The following is an 18,798-nucleotide window of genomic DNA, read 5'->3' on the forward strand; positions in this document are numbered from 1 at the left end:
GGATGGGACGGTACCTATAACGGCAGACCGCTGCCCTCGAGCGACTACTGGTTCCGGGTGGAATACACCGAGGACGGAAACGCAAAGGAATTTAAAGGACATTTTACCTTAAAACGATAAATAGAAATTATGAACATTAAACAAATCCCCATTATCCTATTTTTGATATCATCGCTTTACGGATTTTCTCAAGACGGCATACCTGTATATTCAGACTATTTTTCTGATAATTTGTATTTACTCCATCCTTCCATGGCTGGGGCATCATCATATGCCAAACTCCGAATAACGGCACGTCAGCAATGGTTTGATCAAGATGAAGCTCCCAATATGCAAACTATAAGTTTTCATACTCCTTTGGGAAACAATACAGGAATTGGGGCTATTATTTTTAATGATAAAAATGGGTACCATTCCCAAACCGGAGGCTATTTAACTTTCGCATATCATCTATTGTTTTCACGGAGCAGGGTAGACATAAACCAATTATCTTTTGGTTTAAGTGCGGGTTTAACACAACAAAAGCTTGATGAAACTAAATTTTCCTTAGAAGATTACGACCCAATAATAGCTGGAATTGTTCAAAGTACTTCCTATTTTAATGTGGATGCAGGTCTTTCTTATAATTTCTTAAATTTCTCGGGCCATTTTACAGTAAAGAATATTATTTTTCAAAACAGAAGTATTTATTCGAGTGAAATTGAACCCAATAATCAGCGCAATTATTTAATTTCCGGAGCATACGCCATTCAAAGCAGAAAGACGCCATGGACCTATGAACCATCTCTAATGTTTCAAATGAAAGAGAGAACCGGTGAAAAATCCATCGATGTAAATTTTAAAGCATATCGTTCCATGGATTTTGGCAGACTGTATGGGGGAATTTCATACAGAAGAAGTTTTGATGGGAGCGAATATTTGGATGGAACTGAAATTAAGGCTCAAAAATTACAATACATAACTCCTGTGATAGGTGCTAATTATAACAAATTTATGTTCGCTTACACCTACACACATCAATCGGGGAGTATAAAATTTGGCAGTGGTGGTTTTCATCAGATTACTTTAGGGTATAATATTCTTGAGGGTAAAATCCAAACTTGGGACCAGGATATGAGATATAATGGGATGCTACGTCCTGATAATTAAAATCGCTTCATAATACAAGAAAAGCCTGATACCATTATACGTATCAGGCTTTTTTTATATTAAATAAAACTTATTCCCAAGTATAATTCTTTTTTTCAGCTTGCTTTTTTATGGCTTGCACCATTGCGTTTTCTAAACCGTTGCTAGTCTCTTTTGTGTTTTCTGCAATATACTTTCTACGCTCTTCATTGAGGTCCATAATTTCTTTTTGGATTGCTTCTCTTTCGGAACGCTTTACTTCAAGATATTTTTTTATTTCGGAAGCACTCTTTCCTTTCAGTTCCTTTGGCAATTCGTCTTTTTTCAACTTGTCATAACTGAAATTTGCTTCTTCTTCGGCATCTACCAAATCCCAAGTGCTATTGGTATACAGATGGCTTCCTTTTGAAACCGTTCGGCTTACTGCGTTGGCTTTACTATATTCTGCAGCGTTGGCATCCTGTTCTTGCTGTACGCGACTTTTGTTACTTCCCGCGCTTCCGTAGGGAACATAAGTTTTGTTTAGTTTCACATTCAATTGGATGATAATATCATCATAAGGGGAAGGTACATATACAGTTTGCTGATTTTGATTTATCGCCATATAGTCGCCATAGGTAAGTTGGGCACCATCTTTCCAGTAGCTGTCTATTCCGTGTTTATAATCGCCACAGAAAATGGTATTCACAACCACGCCGTTTTCCTTGGCATTTGCCGCGGCATCTTTGTAATTGATTCCTCCTTGATCAAAAGGCTCATTGCCTGCTATAAAAACCATTTTCAAATCATCTGCTTCGTTTCCCCAATCAAGTTTGTTCAAAGATTCTTGGATTACGGCACCGCAGTATTCGCTTCCGCCATTGGTGGTCAATGAAAAAAGTTCTTTTGAAACATCGTCTAAATCTTCCGTAAAGCTTAAAATTTTACGGATGTAATTGTCTCGTGAATTCAAATTATCGTTTCCATATTCGTATAAAGCTATTTGAAGTTTCGGACGGTCATTGCGGCATTTGGCATAGCTCAACTCATTCACAATCTCCCAAAGTTGGGCCTTGGCTTGGTCTATCAATCCGTCCATACTGTTGCTAGTGTCCAGTAAAAGAGCCACCTTTATATAGTGGTCTTTTTTCGGGTTTTGGGTTTCCAATGTTGCTAATAATTGCTTGTCGGTTTTCTGGTTATCCGCTTTGCAGGAAATCGTCAGCATGAAGGCTGCGAAGATGAAGATGATTTGTAACTTTTTCATAATTATTTTTTTAAATGAGTTTACAACGGTATAAACCTAAGGCGAACTTTTTTTGAAAAAAACCAACTTTGAGGAAGGGGTTTATCTGAATTAGTGAAAAGTATTTTTGGATGAGTGAAGTATTCTTTTTTTGCATTAGTGGAAGCTATTTCAGAAAAACGTAATTTTAAACATTGCGCCAAAGTGCGTATGTTTACCGTTTTAATGACAAAATGAAAAAACTTCTTTTCCTTTTTTTGGCCCTTACCTTTTTTTGTTCCACAGATAGCTTTTCACAAGTAAAGCGTTTGACGAACAATAAGCCTTTTATGCTGAAAGGCGAGGTGATTGATGGCGAAACCAATATACCTATCGCAAAGGTGAACGTGGAGATTTTGGGCGGACAATACACAACCACAAACGGACAAGGCAGGTTTGCGATTTCAGCCAAAATAGGCGATGAGCTTGTTATAAAAAGCGATGATTTTGTAACGGTTTATCACACAATTAAAGAAAACGATTTTATAACCCTGCGGGTCGAAAAGGCAAAATCAGAACCTGCGCCAATTGTGTCCAAAAGTTCCAAAGGTAAAGAGCAAGCAGGTTTCAACGTTTATTTGGACTCTGCAAAATTCTTTCTGAAAAAAGATGCACAGAAAAGCATTGAATACGTTACCAAGGCGCTGGAACCGATGCGCGGCAAAACCATTTCAAATAAAGAGAATAGTTTGGCCTTTGAAACTTTGGGTGACATCAACTTGTTTTGGACCTTGCCAGATCTTGCCATCGACAATTATAAACAAAGTATTCAAAACAATGCAAATACAGATGTTTCAATCAAGTTGGCAAAGGCCTTTGCGCAAAACAAAAACTATCAGGAAAGCATTTCGGTATTTCAAAAATTGTTGAAGGAGAATCTTTCTGCGTACCAAAAAGTAGAAGTTTACGAAGGTTTAGGCGATACGTATAAGGCAATTGGAGATGGCGTGAAAAGTGTTTTTAACTATCAAAAAGCGTTAGATGTAGCCAAAGAGAATAAAATTACGCCGAAAATTACAAACTTAAATTCCAAGATTGGCGAAGCTTATGCCCAGAGTGGTGCTTTGAATGAAGCTGAAGAATATTTTGACAATTCCCTCAAACTTGCCAAAAAAGAAAATAAACAACGAGCTGTTTCAGAAAAAAACAAAGTGGCAGATTTTTACAACCAAAACCGCGAATACGATAAAGAAATCCAGCTTCGTGAAGAAACTTTGGAAGAACTTAACTCGATGGGAAAAGCCGCCACGGTTGAAGATGAAGCCCTAACACCACAACGGCAAAACTATAAAATTGCAAATGCTTTTGTGGCGCAGGAAAAATATAAACAGGCTATTCCGTATCTCGAAAGAAGTATTGCAGAGGCAGACAAAAAGGAAGATTTAATTGTTCAGAAGGACGCTGTGCGAAAACTTTCCGAGATTTATCGAGACATTGGCGAGTTTGACAAAGCAACCGAAAGCTATCAACGGTATGTAGAAGTTGTAGATGAGCTTTATGTGAAAAAGGAACAGGAAATAAGCCAAGCGGCACGTCTTAGCAAAGAAATTACCCAAAAACAAAACCGAATTGCCAGCCTCGAAAACGACCGAAAGCTGAACGAAAGCAGATACAAACTCGCTTTTGAAAATCAAGAATTGATTGAAAGAAACAGCCAAATCCAAAAGTGGGTTATCATTTCATTAGCTGTTATTGTTTTGCTGCTGTTTTTTGCAGCTTACACCCAGTACAAAAATGTGAAACAGCAAAAGTTCGCCAATAATGTTTTAGCATTGAAATCGCTTCGATCCCAAATGAATCCCCATTTCATATTTAATGCGCTAAATTCCGTGAACAGCTTTATTGCGGTCAACGATGAACGTACCGCAAACAAATATTTGACGGATTTTTCACTGTTAATGCGTTCCGTTTTGGAAAACAGCGAAGAAGATTTTATCCCGCTCGAAAAAGAAATTGAGTTGTTGCAGCTGTATGTGAAGCTGGAACATTTCAGATTTAAGGATAAATTTGACTATAAAATTACGGTTGATGAAAACATAAAACTGAATGAATTTGTGATTCCACCAATGTTACTTCAACCTTATGTTGAAAATGCTGTGTGGCACGGACTTCGGTACAAAGAGGAGAAAGGTTTACTGGAAATCAACTTTCAACAAATTGATTCTGAAACCATAAAAATTTCCATAACCGATGATGGAATTGGCCGTTCAAAATCGAAGGAATTCAAAACCGAAAACCAAAAGAAACAAAAGTCGAAAGGAATGGGCAACACCCAAAAGCGCATTGCTATTTTGAACCAAATGTACAAAGACAAGGTGGATGTGAAAGTGGAGAATATTTTTGAAAACAATGAAGGGACCCGAGTGGAACTTATTTTAAAGAAAGATTGATGAAACTAAACGCAATAATTGTTGAAGACGAAGAAACCAGCAGGGAAATTCTGCGGAATTATTTGGCAAAATACTGCCCGAGTATTGTTTTAAAAGGTGAAGCCACAAACGTGGACGAAGCTTTGGTTTTGATAAGGAATAACGATTTGGACGTGGTTTTCCTCGATGTAGAAATGCCTTACGGAAATGCTTTCGATTTGCTTGACAAAGTTGGCGACCGTCAGTTTGAAACTGTTTTTGTTACTGCCTACAATCATTATGCGATTGATGCTTTAAATGCCCATGCTTCCTATTATTTGCTAAAACCAATTTCAATAGATAAATTGATTGAGGCTGTTGATTATGTTTCGGAAATAAAGACAAAGGAAAACAATCTTCAAAATTCAATTTTAAAGCCGCTTCAGACGCAAGTTGCTGGCAAGATTACAATTCCCTTGCAAAATGGTTTTGAAGTGCTTCAAATGGAAGATATACTCTATTGTCAGGCAGATGACAATTACACACAGATTCATTTAAAAGTCGGAAAGCGATTGGTGAGCAAAACCTTGAAATATTTTGAAGATTCACTTTCGGAAAATGGGTTTGCTCGGGTTCATAAATCCTATTTGGTAAATGTGAACGAAATTACTGAATACAAAAAAGGAAAGGGTGGGAGCGTAGTGCTTAGTAGCGGTAAGGAAATTATGGTTAGCCCATCACGTAAAAAAGAATTGTTGGCTTATTTTGGATAAAAGTTGCAAGTTTGATATGATTAAATTTAATTGCTTTTATTTTTGAAACCTGAAACCTGAAACCTGAAACAAATGATAATTAAATCCGTAAACGGAAAACACCCTCAAATCCCAGAAGATTGTTTTATAGCTGAAAATGCTACGATTGTTGGAGATGTAGTGATGGGCAACGAATGTAGCGTTTGGTTTAACGCTGTAATTCGAGGTGATGTGCATTTCATTAAAATGGGCAATAAAGTGAATGTTCAAGATGGCGCTGTAATTCACGCGACCTATAAAACTTCGCCCACTACAATTGGGAACAATGTTTCCATTGGGCACAATGCCATTGTTCACGGCTGCACTATACACGATAATGTTTTAATCGGAATGGGAAGTATTGTTATGGACGATTGCGTGGTTGAAAGTAATACGATAATTGCCGCGGGTGCTGTGGTTTCGAAAAATACAAGAGTTGAAAGTGGAAGCATTTATGCAGGCATTCCCGCCAAAAAAATAAAAGATATTAGCCCCGAATTGACCAAAGGTGAAATTGAACGGATTGCCAATAATTATGTTATGTACTCTTCGTGGTTTAAGGAATAATTTAGAAGTCTTTTTTTTCTATAGAAATCTTTTTAGCATAATCTTTCAATAGAAATTTTAAAGTATCCGTTTCAGCATTTGTAAAAAACTCAAGCTTTGGTTTGGTGTTCTCTTCGCGAAGCAAATCCAAGCTTTGTAAAACTATTTTTGTTTGCCGTGCAACCGCTTCGCCGGAATCTATAATTTTCACATTTTCAGGAAGTAATTTTTTCAACTGCGGAATTATGTAGGGGTAGTGGCTACATCCCAAAACAACATAATCAACATTAGCTTCAATCAGCGGTTTAATGTATTTTTTTAAAAGTGAGATCATTTCTGGACCGTCAAGATTTCCCGCCTCTATCAAAGGCACGAGACCTTCGCCAATAATTTCAACCACGCTTATATCCTTTGTAAATTCCTTTGTTGTTCTGCTGAAAAGTGCACTACTGAGGGTGCCTTTTGTAGCCAGAATTCCAATGCTTTTTGATGTGGTTTGTAGTGCTGCGGGTTTAATAGCTGGTTCTATACCAATAATGGGAATGTCGTAATTTTCCCGAAGTGTTGAAATAGCATTCGTTGTTGCCGTGTTGCAGGCCACAACAATTATCTTACTGCCTAGTTCCAGCAATTTTTCAACATTTTTAATGCTGAGCGCAGTGATTTCTTTCGATGATTTATATCCGTAGGGTGCATTTTTGCTATCGGCGAGATAGATGGTATTCTCAAACGGTAGTAGTTTGTGGATTTCCTGCCATATAGATGAACCGCCAACACCCGAATCAAAAATGCCTATGGGATTATTTTTATCCATTTTATCTGTATAAAATATTTGATCTTTAGGAAGATGGAATGTCCAGGTATACCACTTCAGTTAATTTGCAATTTGTTTATAGGTATTTCGTAAAAGTAGCCAATTACTTCAAATTTGGATAAAAAAAAACTGCCCATAAATGAGCAGTTTTAAAATTTATAGTTTTAAGAAAGAATTACATTCCCAAATCTTTTTTAACATCTGCCATAAGATCTTTTCCGTCTGCAAGGATAACGCCGCTACCTACGGTTGAATCCAATACATATTGATATCCTTGTGCTTTTGCTACTTTTTGAATTGTAGATTGAGCTTTTTCAAGAATTGGCTTAAAAATATCAGTTCTTTTCTTGTCTAGATCCTGAAGTGCTTGTTGTCTGTATGCTTGAATATTTTCTTGCATCCCTTGAACTTCTTGGAATCTTTTTTGATTTTCTTCATCAGTTTTAGTGGTGGCCTCTGCATCGTACTGCTTCATTTTGGTCTCTAATTCCTTAGCCATTGCCTTAATCTCTGTGTCGTACGTTTTTTGCACTTTTTCCAATTGGCTTTGCGCTGCTTTGTACTCTGGCATAGCTTCAATAAGCTCTTGTGCATTAATATGTGCAATTTTTGATTGAGCATTCACAAAACTTGTAGCTCCCACGAAAAGTGCAATTGCAACTAATAACGTTTTCATTTTTTTCATTGTAAGTGTATTTAATTTAAGTGTTATTTTATTTTAAAGTATTGATTGTTAAGTTTTTATAATGCCTATTGGCCACCCTCATCGCCATCGCCTTCATCACCACCTTTTGGAGGATTGTTGTTGTTTTGGCGGGATTCTATAATGGAATCTTTTCTTTGCTCTCTTTCCAGAATCAAACGTTGTCTACGTTCTTCAAACTCTGCTTTCTTTACAGCGCGGATGGAATCGCGTTCTTTTTGACGTTGGGCCATCATTTCTTCACGTTCAGTTTTTTTGGCTTCAACTACTTTTTCGCGTTCCTCTTGTTTTTCTTGAATAGCTTTTTCTCTTTCGGTAACTGCGCCTTCTTCTTCTACTGAAAGGTTTTCACGTTGTTCTATTTCGCGTTTTTCTTTTTTATCTGCGGCTTGTACTCTTCTGCCGGCGCGTTCAATGCTACGTAGCACTAAATCGCTGATATCGTTTCTTTTTGCTGCAAAAAGCATTACAACATCTGCAGATTTGTCAAAGATGAAATCATACTTTTTGTTTTCTGCAACTTCCTGAACAATATTGAAAACCTGATCTTGGATAGGCTGAACCAGTTGTCTACGCTGTATCATCAAATCTCCATTTGGTCCAAAACGGTCCTGCTGATATTTAAGCATTTCGTCTTCCTTGATTTTTATTTCCTCTTCGCGTTCATCGATCAATTCTTTTGTCAAAAGAACCCTTTCATTCGCTAGGTTCAATTTCATTTGATCAATTTCTTTTTGTTTTTTCTCAATGTCCTGTTTCCAGCGTTGCACCTTACCTTCTAACTGTATGGAAGCTTCTTTATATTCAGGAACACTTTCCAAGATATATTCCATATCAATATATCCTATTCGAACGCCTCTTTGTGCTTCTGCCATGAAGGTGAAGCAAAAAAGGGCAAGAGTAAAAATGAGTATTTTTTTTGTCTTCATATTATTTGGTTGTTGTTTAAGAAAATATCGTGCCAGTTTTTAAAATTGTTGTCCAATAATAAAGTGGGTTTGCCATCCATTTGGTTCTGTTCCGCCCAAAACAGGGTCGAATCCATATCCAAAATCGATGCCTAATAACCCAAATGCTGGCATAAATATACGCAATCCTGCGCCAGCAGAACGTTTTAGCTCAAATGGATTGTAATCCTTGAATCCAGTATAGGATGCTCCACTTTCCGCAAAACCAAGCACATAGATAGATGCCATCTGTGCAAGGGTAACAGGATATCTTACCTCTAACGAAAATTTATTGTAAATCGTATTTCCATCTACATCAGATAAAGATTGATTGGGATAACCTCTTAATTGAATTACCTCACGGCCGTCCAAACTATAGGCTCCAAGACCATCTCCACCCAAAAAGAATCTTTCAAATGGTGGTACGCCCCTTTCTTGATTGTAAGCTCCCAAAAATCCCAATTCGGTATTGGTGCGAAGTACTAATTTTTCATAAAGACGGGTGTACCAAGTTCCTTTGAATTTAATTTTATAATACTCCAGCCATTTAAAACGCTCTTGGTCAATTTCAGAAATTCGTTTGGAAGCATTTACAAAATTAGGATTATCAGAGGTAACAAGATCAAGTTGATCCCTTTCTTCAGATAATGCTTTGTAATCTATATTGTTAAATGCCGAATAGGGTATGGTTAATTTAGCAGTAATACTAAAATCAGAACCCTGGGTAGGATAAATAGGGTTGGTGGCGGTATTATTTCGACTTATGCCGATGGTATATGCCAAGTTATTGGAGTACCCATCTCCAAAGGTAAATAGCCCTGTGTTGTAATTGTTCAGATTATAGTGCTGGAAACTTATGGCATTAGACCAAACAAAATAATCATCAGGCCATTTTATCTTTTTTGCCAAACCTACGGATCCACCTGTTATGGTAAAACTTCTTGATTTGTCTGCCTGTCTATTATTGTAATCGTAATAATTCTGGATGGTGTGGGTGAAAGAAGTGGATAATTGTACTGGCTTCTTGCCGCCCAACCAAGGTTCGGTAAGTGAAAGACTATAAGTTTGATAGTAACTACTTGCTTGCGCTCTAAGTGATAGTTTTTGCCCGTCACCCATTGGCAAAGGCTTGTATGCCTTAAAGTTGAATATATTGCGAAGCGAAAAGTTGTTAAACGAAAGACCTAATGTTCCAACAAAGCCACCGCCACCATAACCTCCTTGAAGCTCAATCTGGCTGGAGCCTTTTTCAACTACGGAATATTCCAAGTCAACAAGGCCGTTGTTTTCATCAACTTTTTTGAAGTTTGGAGAAAGTTGTTCTGGGTCAAAGAAGCCCAATTGGCCTAATTCGCGAATGGTTCTTATAACATCACGTTTACTGTATTTCTGACCTGGACGCGTTCTTAATTCTCTATAAATAACGTGGTCGTTGGTGCGATCGTTTCCTATTACTGTAACATGGTCAAAGTAGAATAAGCTACGTTCCATAATTCTGATTTCAAAATCTATGGTGTCGTTGCGAACAGCTACTTCCACAGGGTTTATACGAGCTGCAAGGTATCCGTTGTTTTGGTAGAGGTTGGTCATGTCTTCTGCATCTGGTGCCGAGTCGTCTTGAATACGCTCCTGCAGTAAAACACCATTGTAAATGTCACCTTCTTTTATTCCTAAAACTTGGCGCAGTTGACTGTCTGTAAAAACACTATTTCCGATGAACTTAATTTCACCAAAATAATATTTATCGCCTTCTTCAAGTTTTAGGTCTAAGGCAATGTTCTTTTTGTCAAGAACCCTAAGTGTGTCGCTTAAAATCCTTGCATCGCGATACCCGTTTGATTTGTATTTTTTAAGAAGTGATACTCTGTCTTCTTCAAAACCTTCTTCAGTGAATTTTGAGCGTTTCCAAACACGGGCAAAGTTTTTACGTTTTGTCTTTTTCATAGAACGGCGCAATTTACCGTCTGTGAATTGTTCATTCCCTTCAAAGTTAATTTCTTTCACTTTAACACGTTTTCCTCTATTTATAGAAATAGTCATGTTCTTTGAGATTTCTACACCTGTTGAATCTGTGAAAGGAGTGGTGGTGATGGTTACATCGGTATTGTAATAACCTTCTTTTTTGTATTTATTTGAAATGTAATTTTTTGTAGTGTTAAGAAGGTTTTTGGTTATTTTAGTACCGGCATTAAGGTCGTTGTCTTTAATAATTTCCTTTTGCTTGGCTTTGCGGATACCTTTTCCTGTGATGGTTACCTCATGAAGTTTTGGCAATTCCACAATGTAAAGTTCCAAATCCACATTATCACCTTCAATATTGGTAACATAAAAAGCAATGTCGCTAAAGAGGTTTTGCTCCCAAAGTTTTTTGGTAATTTGGCTCAGTTTTTCACCTGGAATGTAGAGGCGGTCGCCTTTTTTAAGTCCTGTAAAAGCAACGACGGTCTGTTCGTTAAAGCTTTGTGCTCCAGCAACCGTAATATTGTTTATGGTATATTTCTTACCGCTGTCAAGTTCTTTTTGCTGTGCCTGTAGTGTAAAAACGGAAAGTATTGTAAATAATAAAATACAATAAGATTTTCTGTATGTATGCAATAGGGAACTATTGATTAAGTTGTTCACTGGTTTTTCCAAATCTTCTTTCTCTGTGTTGATAATTTAATATTGCTTCAAAAAGATGGTCTTTAGTATAATCCGGCCAAAGTGTTTCAGTAAAATACAGTTCGGCATATGCTATTTGCCAAAGCAGAAAATTGCTGATGCGCTGTTCGCCACTGGTGCGGATCAATAAATCTACATCTGGTAAATTTTGCGTGTAAAGATGATTATTTATTACCGTTTCATCAATATCATGCGGCGAAATTAGGTTATTTTTAACTTTAAGACTAATCTCTTTTATTGTTTTTGTAATTTCTTCCCTAGAACCATAACTAAGGGCAAGGGTGAGGGTCATTCGCTTGTTATCCTTTGTTTTATCGATAACATCCAGTAATTCCTTGTGCGCTTTTTTTGGAAGTGCATCCAGATTGCCAATGGCGTTGAGCTTTATATTGTTGTCTTGAAGTGTCTTTATTTCCTTTTTAAGGGAAGAAACCAAAAGTTTCATCAACAGTTGAACCTCCAATTTTGGACGGTTCCAGTTTTCGGTTGAAAAGGCATAAAGTGTTAAAAATGGAATGCCTATTTCGGCACATCCTTCTACAATTTCACGTACTGCCTTGGTGCCGTTTTCGTGACCAATAGAGCGAAAAAGACCTTTCTGTTTTGCCCAACGCCCATTGCCGTCCATGATAATGGCAAGGTGTTGTGGCAATTTGTCTTTGTCTATTTGGTCCATCTTCATTTTAAAAGTTACAATAACAAGGCTTTCTTCCGAAGGCAAAAGTAACTGTTATTCCAGTAAATACGTACCAATCGTCGCTATTTGTGTTTCCAAATTTAAGGCTTTCCGCGTCTGCGAGTCCTTTTATGGGGTTGCTTCCGTCCAGATCGTCTGTAAATGTGTAGCGTGCGCCAATTTCAAAACCAAACATTGCATTTTGACTGATGGTTGCTTTGTAGCCTATTACCATTGGTATTGCAATACTCAATGCATTGTCATATTCAACAATTTGACCCGAAGCTTTTTTGCGCAATGCTGTATAACTAAAACCCGTGAGACCAGTATATAGGTATGGAGCAGAAATTGATTTTTGGGCATGAACGTCAAATTCCCAAAAGGTATATTCTAAACCAATTGATAATTCTTTAATTGTGTTTTCAAAGGAATATCCGCGTTGCTTTCTACGGCTGTTTGAGCTTTTGGCATCGTCACCTTTTATTTGTGCTACCATTACCGAGCCTCTAAATGCGTGTCTCGCGCTGCGGTTCCATTTAAAAATGCCGCCCACTGCAAAACTATTTGGATTGATGTAGCTGGTGTTTCCAACATCACCTATGTAGTTGGCGCCACCAACCATTCCGCCTATTTCGTAGGTTTGGGAATGTGCAAAGAACACAGTCGAGAGTATTAAAAATACAGTAGTGAAATACTTCATATACTTTAAAAGTTTGCAAATATAACAATTAACTTGGCTTGACATTGTTGGAAGCCAATTTGTCTCTGTTGATTAACAAATTTTGATGGATTTTATTGTTTAATTCCGCTTGTCCTCACCCCACAAAAGTTTTTTGCGTAGGGTTTTTATAAAGCTATCATCGTGAAGTTGGATCAATTTTATTGTAAATGGCGCTTTTTTAATAATAATGTGGGTTTCGTTTTCCAAAGTTGCAATGCGTGAATCCATGGAAAGTAAAAAAGTGTTTTCTCTTCCGGAAACTTTTAATGAAACAACACTCGAATCGGGCAGTACCAAGGGCCTTGCGTTAAGATTGTGAGGCGCAATAGGCGTGAGCACAATATTGTTGGCCTCTGGATCTATCACCGGGCCGCCGCAACTTAGGGAATATCCTGTGGAGCCTGTAGGTGTTGCAACAATTAATCCGTCAGACCAGTAGGATGTAAGGTATTTGTCGTTGACAAGTGTTTCCACTTTTATCATGGAAGTTGTATTCCGTCTGTTTACGGCAACTTCGTTTAGCGCAAAATTTAAGGGATGAATTTCGTCGCTTTTCGGAAAAGTTTCTACAGCTAACAAACTTCTTTCGGAAATGGAATACTCACCTTCCAAAATCTGATTTAGGCTTTCAGTCATTTCTTCTTTTTGAATCGTGGCCAAAAAACCAAGCCTTCCCGTATTAATTCCAACAATCGGGATACCCAAATCTGCCACGAAAGTTACTGCCTTTAGAATGGTCCCATCACCACCAATGCTGAAAAAAAGGTCGAAACTGGAATCCAATTCAGTAAAAGTGGAGAATCCCGAGAAGTTTTTTGTGATATCCTGATTTTGGTTGATGATGCCCAGAAAATTCGCTTCAATAAGTACTTCGGCCTCTCTTTTCTGAAGCGCATCCAGCAACATCTGAATATAGATTTCTGAATTTTCGTGATAAAACTGCCCGTAAATACCTATTTTCATTAGTATTGATATTGTTGTTTTTATTTACTTTTAACTGAACACTGAACACTGAACATTGAAGACTGCTACCTATATATTAAGGTATTTATCCAAATATTCAGACCGTTCCTTCAAATCTTCCAAAAACTTATCCTCTTCATGATGGCTAATCACGTTATAGTTATATCGTCTAAAAGTTTGAACAATACTGTTCATTGCGGTGTGGCCTACTTTTAAGGTAACCTGAACAGTGTCATTTTCAATTTTTGAAATAAATACTCCAAATATCCGTGTTCCATTAGATTCCACAATTTGGCAGACTTCACTGAATGAATAATCTTGAATTCCTTTTTCAACTTCAATAATTCCGCCCGTTTCGTTCAAAAAAGGGGTGTTGTTGAAAAGGCTCATAATATCGCCCAATTCATAGTATCCCAAATATTTGTTCTCCGCGCCCAACACTGGCATTATGTTGCTGTTGTTTAAGGCGAAAGCCTCTAAAATATCTAGCCAATTGGTATCTTCGAGAACGTGAAAGGGTTCCAAGGCATACTGAAAATCGCTAAGCGCTTTGGTGCTGTCAAAGCAATACGCATCGTTTTCAGAAACACAACCTATAAAATGGCCGTCTTTTTCAACGGGAACGTGCGAATAGGTAAGCTGATTGAATACCGTTTGCACGTCTTTTATCTTCGCCGAAACGTCAAACGGTTCAATATCGTTGATAATATAATTTAGGGTTTCCATCTAAAATTATTTTTAATGCAAATTACTTAAAATAAAGGTTCATTAGCTTTATGAAGGTTTGTATTTTTGTTAATTCTAATACAAAGAAATGACAAAATTAAGCGTAAACATAAATAAAATTGCCACGTTGCGCAATGCGCGTGGAGGCAATGTGCCCAACTTAATTCAAGTTGCAAAAGACGTACAGAAATTTGGGGCACAGGGAATCACAATCCATCCAAGGCCCGATGAACGCCACATTCGTTATCAAGATGCGTATGACTTAAAGCCCATTGTTTCCACGGAATACAACATAGAAGGCAATCCGATGGATAATTTTATGCAGCTGGTTTTAGAAATAAAACCCACGCAAGTTACCCTCGTTCCAGATGCTGTGGGTGCAATAACTTCCAACGCGGGTTGGGATACGGTGAAACACAAAGATTACTTAAAGGAAATAATTTCTGAATTTAAGCGAAACGGAATTCGCACTTCCGTATTTGTAGATCCAACCTTAAAAATGATTCAGGGTGCCGCCGAAATTGGTACTGACCGAATTGAACTATACACCGAAGAATTTGCCAAGCAATATTCTATGGGAAAAAAAGAAGCCATAAAGCCTTATACTGATTGTGCAATTCTTGCAAATAAACTGAATTTGGGTATCAACGCAGGTCACGATCTTTCGTTGGAAAACATCGCGTTTTTTAAGGAAAACATCCCAAGCCTTTTGGAAGTGAGCATAGGTCATGCGCTTATTTGTGAGGCGCTTTATGATGGGCTGGAGAAAGTCATTTCAGAATATTTAAAAAAACTTAGTTAATGACCCTACACTCTCAAATACTCGGCTCCGGTAAGCCTTTCGTAATCCTCCACGGTTTCTTAGGAATGAGCGATAACTGGAAAACACTGGGCACTCGCTGGGCTGAAGATGGCTATGAAGTACATCTTTTGGATCAACGCAACCACGGACGAAGTTTTCATAGCGATGAATTTTCGTATGAAATAATGGCTGAAGATGTAAAAGAATATAGCGAAGAACACCATTTAAAAGAAATTATCCTGCTCGGCCATTCCATGGGTGGAAAAGTTGCAATGCAATTCGCCGTTACCTATCCCGAAATGGTTTCAAAACTGGTTGTTGCCGATATTGGCCCAAAAGCCTATCCGCCACACCACCAGGATATTTTGAAAGCGCTTTCAAAATTAGATTTCTCAAATATAAAATCCCGTGGCGAAGCCGAGGATATTCTTTCAGATTATATAAGAGACGAAGGCACGCGACTATTTCTTCTTAAAAACCTATATCGAAAAAGCAAAAACGAATTGGCACTTCGTATAAATCTACCAGTCCTTTCAAAAAAAATAAAGGAAGTAGGGGTGGCTCTTTCAGAAGACGCTGTTTTTAAGGGTGATACGCTTTTTTTGGGAGGTGAAAATAGTGGCTATATTGAGCCGATGGACGAGCTTTTGATAAAAAAACATTTTCCAAAAGCAAGAATCGAAACCATTTCAAATGCTGGACATTGGTTACACGCAGAAAATCCCGACGAATTTTATGATAATGTTATGAATTTTTTATAATATTGTAAAGGTTTATTATGCACGCATAATAAATACGCAAGAATAATTCCTTACATATTAACCCTCTGTTATTAACTCAAAAAATAAAACAATTATGAAAAAAGTATTATTAATTGCCGTTTTTGCACTTGCATCGGTGGTAACTTATGCGGGCGGTTACCGCGTAAGTTTGCAAGGCAATAAAGCCTTGGCGATGGGTCACACAGGCGTTGCTGTTATAAACAGTAGCGAACTTGTATTTTTTAACCCAGCCGGATTAGTGTATTTGGAAGATAAATTTAGTGTCTCCGTTGGTGCACATGGTGTTTTTTCAAATATTGCATACCAAGACACTGAAACTGGCGCAAATGCCCGTACAGATAGTCCTGTGGGCACACCATTTTATTTATATGCTTCATATCAAGCTGCAGATTGGTTAGCTTTTGGTCTTGGAGTATACACCCCTTATGGAAGTTCTGTGAAGTATGAAGACGATTGGGCGGGTTCGCATTTGGTAAACAATATAGATCTTGCTGCTATTTACATTCAGCCAACCGTTTCGTTTAAAATAAACGATAAGTTGAGTTTTGGTGGTGGTCCAATATACGTTACTGGTTCAGTAAACTTCAACAGAAACCTAAACCGTACACTTACCGATCTTGATGGAAACCGTGCAAACGTAACCATTGATGCTTCTGGTGTGAGTAGCTGGGGTTGGGTTGCTAGTACAATGTTCAATCCTACCGAAAATCTTCACATTGGTGCTACCTACCGTTCCGAAATTATCCTTGATGCAGAGGACGGTACCGCCGAATTTGAAAATATTCCAAACTCTCCTTTAACGCCTTTTGAAAATACTTCAATTAAAGCATCACTGCCTTTGCCTGCAGAAATGACTGTGGGGATGTCCTACGATTTCTGCGAAAGTTGGACCTTCGCTTTCGACTATAATCGTACCTTTTGGGATGTATACGAATCGTTGGATATAGATTTTGCCAATGAAGATATTCCAGATTCAAAGAACGCACGTAATTACAAGAATGCTTCTATCTATCGTTTCGGTATGCAATACGAAGCTACTAAAATGTTCACGTTGAGAGCTGGTTATTATTTTGACGAATCTCCGGTTCGTGATGGATATTTTGCTCCTGAAACACCGCGTAACGACAGTAACAACTTTACCGCTGGTTTAACCGTAAATCTTGGCGAGCACTTACAGATTGATGCGTCATTCCTGTTTTCTCACTTCAAAGAAGTGGATGCATCTTACAATTATTACTTCGAGAATGGTGTAGCAGTTCCTTTTAGTGGAACATACAAAACCAACGCATTCGTTCCAGGATTGGGTCTAACTTATAAACTATAATTGAAAAAAACCTCAAAGATGAAAAATATACTAAAATATACATTCGCACTTTTAGCCATAGGCTTTGTAAGCTGCGAACCCGAATTTGATAGCCCTGTAACTGACGATGGGTTTTACAGTAGCGGAACAGCAAACCTTTCAAAATATGTTGCTGTCGGAAACTCATTGACAGCTGGTTATGCTGACGGTGCTTTATACATTACTGGACAGGAAAACAGTTACCCAAATATTATGGCACAACAGTTTGCTTTTGCCGGAGGTGGTGAATTTTCACAACCTTTAGTGAATGATAACACTGGTGGTTTGTTACTGGGCGGAACTCAAATTGCTGAAAACAGATTTGTACTTGCAGTTGATGCAAATGGAAACCCTGGCCCAGTTCGTTTGATAGGAACTCCAACTACTGATATTACAAACCATCTTTCTGGAACCTATAACAACATGGGTGTTCCGGGGGCGAAAAGTTTCCACTTAGGGGTTTCTGGTTATGGAAACGTAGCTGGCGTACTTTCGGGGGCGTCTAATCCTTATTTTGTGCGTTTTGCAAGTAGTGAAAGCGCAACTGTAATTGGAGATGCCGTAGCGCAAAATCCAACTTTCTTTAGCCTTTGGATTGGTAATAACGATATTTTAAGCTATGCTACTTCTGGTGGTGCAGGTGTGGATCAAACAGGAAATCTGGATCCAACAACTTATGGTCCAAATGACATTACAGATCCAAACGTTTTTGGTTTAGTTTACAGCCAACAAGTTGAAGCTTTAGTAGGAAACGGTGCAAAAGGTGTTTTGATAAATATTCCTGAAGTAACTTCAATTCCATATTTCACCACTGTTCCAACAAATGCTATTCCATTGGATGCTGCTACTGCTGGAGCATTAAATGCTCAATTTGGCGCATACAATACACAAATATTGCCAGGTTTGGTAGGAATTGGGGTTTTGTCTCCCGAAGAAGCTGCTTTGCGTATGATTAATTTCTCCGCAGGACAAAACTTTCCTATTATGACAGATGACGACCTTACCGATATAACAGCTATTTTGCAAGGTCCTCCGTTTAGCTTACCTGCTCCTTTAGCAACATTATTGGGCCAATTACGCCAAGTAAAGTCTGATGACCTTATTGTTTTGACTGCCTCTTCTGTATTGGGAACTACTCCAGATCCAGGCAACCCACAAGGTGTTATTGGTGTTTCAATTCCACTTAGTGATAAATATGTATTGGCTGTTTCGGAACAAGTTCGCGTAACAGCTGCAAGCACAGCATACAATGCAACAATCCAAGCACTAGCTGGTGCAAAAGGATTGGCTTATGTTGATGCAAAAACAGCATTGGCAAGAGTTGCAAATGGTGGTATTCCTTATGATGGCGGTGTGCTTACTTCACAGTTTGTTACAGGTGGTGCTTTTTCCCTTGATGGCGTTCACCCGTCACCAAGAGGTTATGCTTATACTGCAAACCTTATAATTAGAGCAATCAATGAAACTTATGATGCCACCATACCAATGGTGCATATTGGCAATTATGGAACCGTAACGGTTTCTAATAATTAATATTTGGAAATTAAGTTTAGTAAGAGCCGCTCTCAGTTGAGGGCGGTTTTT

General features: G+C 38.1%; 18 protein-coding genes. 9 read left to right on the forward strand and 9 right to left on the reverse strand.

Going from position 1 to position 18,798, the window contains the following annotated elements; genetic code table 11:
• Window positions 1-120, forward strand: a 120-nt coding sequence (locus tag ESU54_RS18285; protein WP_146848100.1) for a T9SS type B sorting domain-containing protein, incomplete at its 5' end; no start/stop codon positions are given.
• A 9-nt stretch (window positions 121-129) separates the two neighbouring features.
• Entirely contained in the window at window positions 130-1,149 is a 1,020-nt protein-coding gene (locus ESU54_RS15095; protein ID WP_111845146.1) for a PorP/SprF family type IX secretion system membrane protein, read from the forward strand.
• Between the two features lie 70 nt (window positions 1,150-1,219).
• Here the strand turns inward: ESU54_RS15095 and ESU54_RS15100 are convergent, their stop codons facing one another.
• Window positions 1,220-2,374, reverse strand: coding sequence for a vWA domain-containing protein (locus tag ESU54_RS15100; protein ID WP_111845145.1), 1,155 nt, complete (start codon window positions 2,372-2,374; stop codon window positions 1,220-1,222).
• 212 nt (window positions 2,375-2,586) lie between these two features.
• Between ESU54_RS15100 and ESU54_RS15105 the strand changes: the two genes are divergently transcribed.
• The 3 genes from ESU54_RS15105 to ESU54_RS15115 all read left to right on the forward strand — a co-directional run bounded on the left by ESU54_RS15105 (window position 2,587) and on the right by ESU54_RS15115 (window position 6,098).
• A complete protein-coding gene (locus ESU54_RS15105) occupies window positions 2,587-4,782 on the forward strand; it encodes a tetratricopeptide repeat-containing sensor histidine kinase (protein ID WP_111845156.1) in 2,196 nt (731 codons plus the stop codon).
• Window positions 4,782-5,513 (forward strand): LytR/AlgR family response regulator transcription factor, encoded by a 732-nt coding sequence (locus tag ESU54_RS15110; RefSeq protein WP_111845144.1) that lies wholly within the window; start codon window positions 4,782-4,784, stop codon window positions 5,511-5,513. The genes ESU54_RS15105 and ESU54_RS15110 overlap by 1 nt, the downstream gene beginning before the upstream one ends.
• Window positions 5,514-5,585: 72 nt before the next feature.
• Entirely contained in the window at window positions 5,586-6,098 is a 513-nt protein-coding gene (locus tag ESU54_RS15115) for a gamma carbonic anhydrase family protein (RefSeq protein ID WP_111845143.1), read from the forward strand.
• Window position 6,099: 1 nt separating this feature from the next.
• Here the strand turns inward: ESU54_RS15115 and murI are convergent, their stop codons facing one another.
• The 8 genes from murI to ESU54_RS15155 all read right to left on the reverse strand — a co-directional run bounded on the left by murI (window position 6,100) and on the right by ESU54_RS15155 (window position 14,288).
• Window positions 6,100-6,891 (reverse strand): glutamate racemase, encoded by a 792-nt coding sequence (gene murI / locus ESU54_RS15120; protein ID WP_111845142.1) that lies wholly within the window; start codon window positions 6,889-6,891, stop codon window positions 6,100-6,102.
• Between the two features lie 175 nt (window positions 6,892-7,066).
• Window positions 7,067-7,576 carry an OmpH family outer membrane protein gene (locus ESU54_RS15125; protein ID WP_111845141.1) on the reverse strand — a complete coding sequence of 170 codons (510 nt, stop codon included), beginning with the start codon at window positions 7,574-7,576 and terminating at the stop codon, window positions 7,067-7,069.
• A 65-nt stretch (window positions 7,577-7,641) separates the two neighbouring features.
• On the reverse strand, window positions 7,642-8,523 hold the full coding sequence (locus tag ESU54_RS15130; protein ID WP_111845140.1) for an OmpH family outer membrane protein: 882 nt from the start codon (window positions 8,521-8,523) through the stop codon (window positions 7,642-7,644).
• 39 nt (window positions 8,524-8,562) lie between these two features.
• Complete coding sequence (gene bamA / locus ESU54_RS15135; RefSeq protein ID WP_111845155.1) at window positions 8,563-11,163, reverse strand: outer membrane protein assembly factor BamA; 2,601 nt, start codon at window positions 11,161-11,163, stop codon at window positions 8,563-8,565.
• Window positions 11,144-11,878, reverse strand: coding sequence for an isoprenyl transferase (locus tag ESU54_RS15140; RefSeq protein ID WP_394348877.1), 735 nt, complete (start codon window positions 11,876-11,878; stop codon window positions 11,144-11,146). The genes bamA and ESU54_RS15140 overlap by 20 nt, the downstream gene beginning before the upstream one ends.
• Before the next feature lie 7 nt (window positions 11,879-11,885).
• Window positions 11,886-12,578, reverse strand: a complete 693-nt coding sequence (gene porG, locus ESU54_RS15145) for a type IX secretion system protein PorG (protein ID WP_111845138.1) — start codon at window positions 12,576-12,578, stop codon at window positions 11,886-11,888.
• A gap of 99 nt (window positions 12,579-12,677) precedes the next feature.
• Entirely contained in the window at window positions 12,678-13,562 is an 885-nt protein-coding gene (locus tag ESU54_RS15150; protein WP_111845137.1) for an NAD kinase, read from the reverse strand.
• A gap of 69 nt (window positions 13,563-13,631) precedes the next feature.
• Window positions 13,632-14,288, reverse strand: coding sequence for a CBS domain-containing protein (locus ESU54_RS15155; RefSeq protein WP_111845136.1), 657 nt, complete (start codon window positions 14,286-14,288; stop codon window positions 13,632-13,634).
• Window positions 14,289-14,376: 88 nt separating this feature from the next.
• Here ESU54_RS15155 and ESU54_RS15160 point away from each other — a divergent pair, with 88 nt between their 5' ends.
• The 4 genes from ESU54_RS15160 to ESU54_RS15175 all read left to right on the forward strand — a co-directional run bounded on the left by ESU54_RS15160 (window position 14,377) and on the right by ESU54_RS15175 (window position 18,747).
• Window positions 14,377-15,090, forward strand: a complete 714-nt coding sequence (locus ESU54_RS15160) for a pyridoxine 5'-phosphate synthase (RefSeq protein ID WP_111845135.1) — start codon at window positions 14,377-14,379, stop codon at window positions 15,088-15,090.
• On the forward strand, window positions 15,090-15,851 hold the full coding sequence (locus ESU54_RS15165) for an alpha/beta fold hydrolase (RefSeq protein WP_111845134.1): 762 nt from the start codon (window positions 15,090-15,092) through the stop codon (window positions 15,849-15,851). Before ESU54_RS15160 ends, ESU54_RS15165 begins: the two co-directional genes overlap by 1 nt.
• A 94-nt stretch (window positions 15,852-15,945) precedes the next feature.
• A complete protein-coding gene (locus ESU54_RS15170; RefSeq protein ID WP_111845133.1) occupies window positions 15,946-17,196 on the forward strand; it encodes an OmpP1/FadL family transporter in 1,251 nt (416 codons plus the stop codon).
• Between the two features lie 18 nt (window positions 17,197-17,214).
• On the forward strand, window positions 17,215-18,747 hold the full coding sequence (locus tag ESU54_RS15175) for an SGNH/GDSL hydrolase family protein (RefSeq protein ID WP_111845154.1): 1,533 nt from the start codon (window positions 17,215-17,217) through the stop codon (window positions 18,745-18,747).
• Window positions 18,748-18,798: the final 51 nt, after the last annotated feature.

Origin of the sequence: Aequorivita antarctica (assembly GCF_007997155.1) — a bacterium.
Taxonomy (GTDB): Bacteria; Bacteroidota; Bacteroidia; order Flavobacteriales; family Flavobacteriaceae; genus Aequorivita; species Aequorivita antarctica.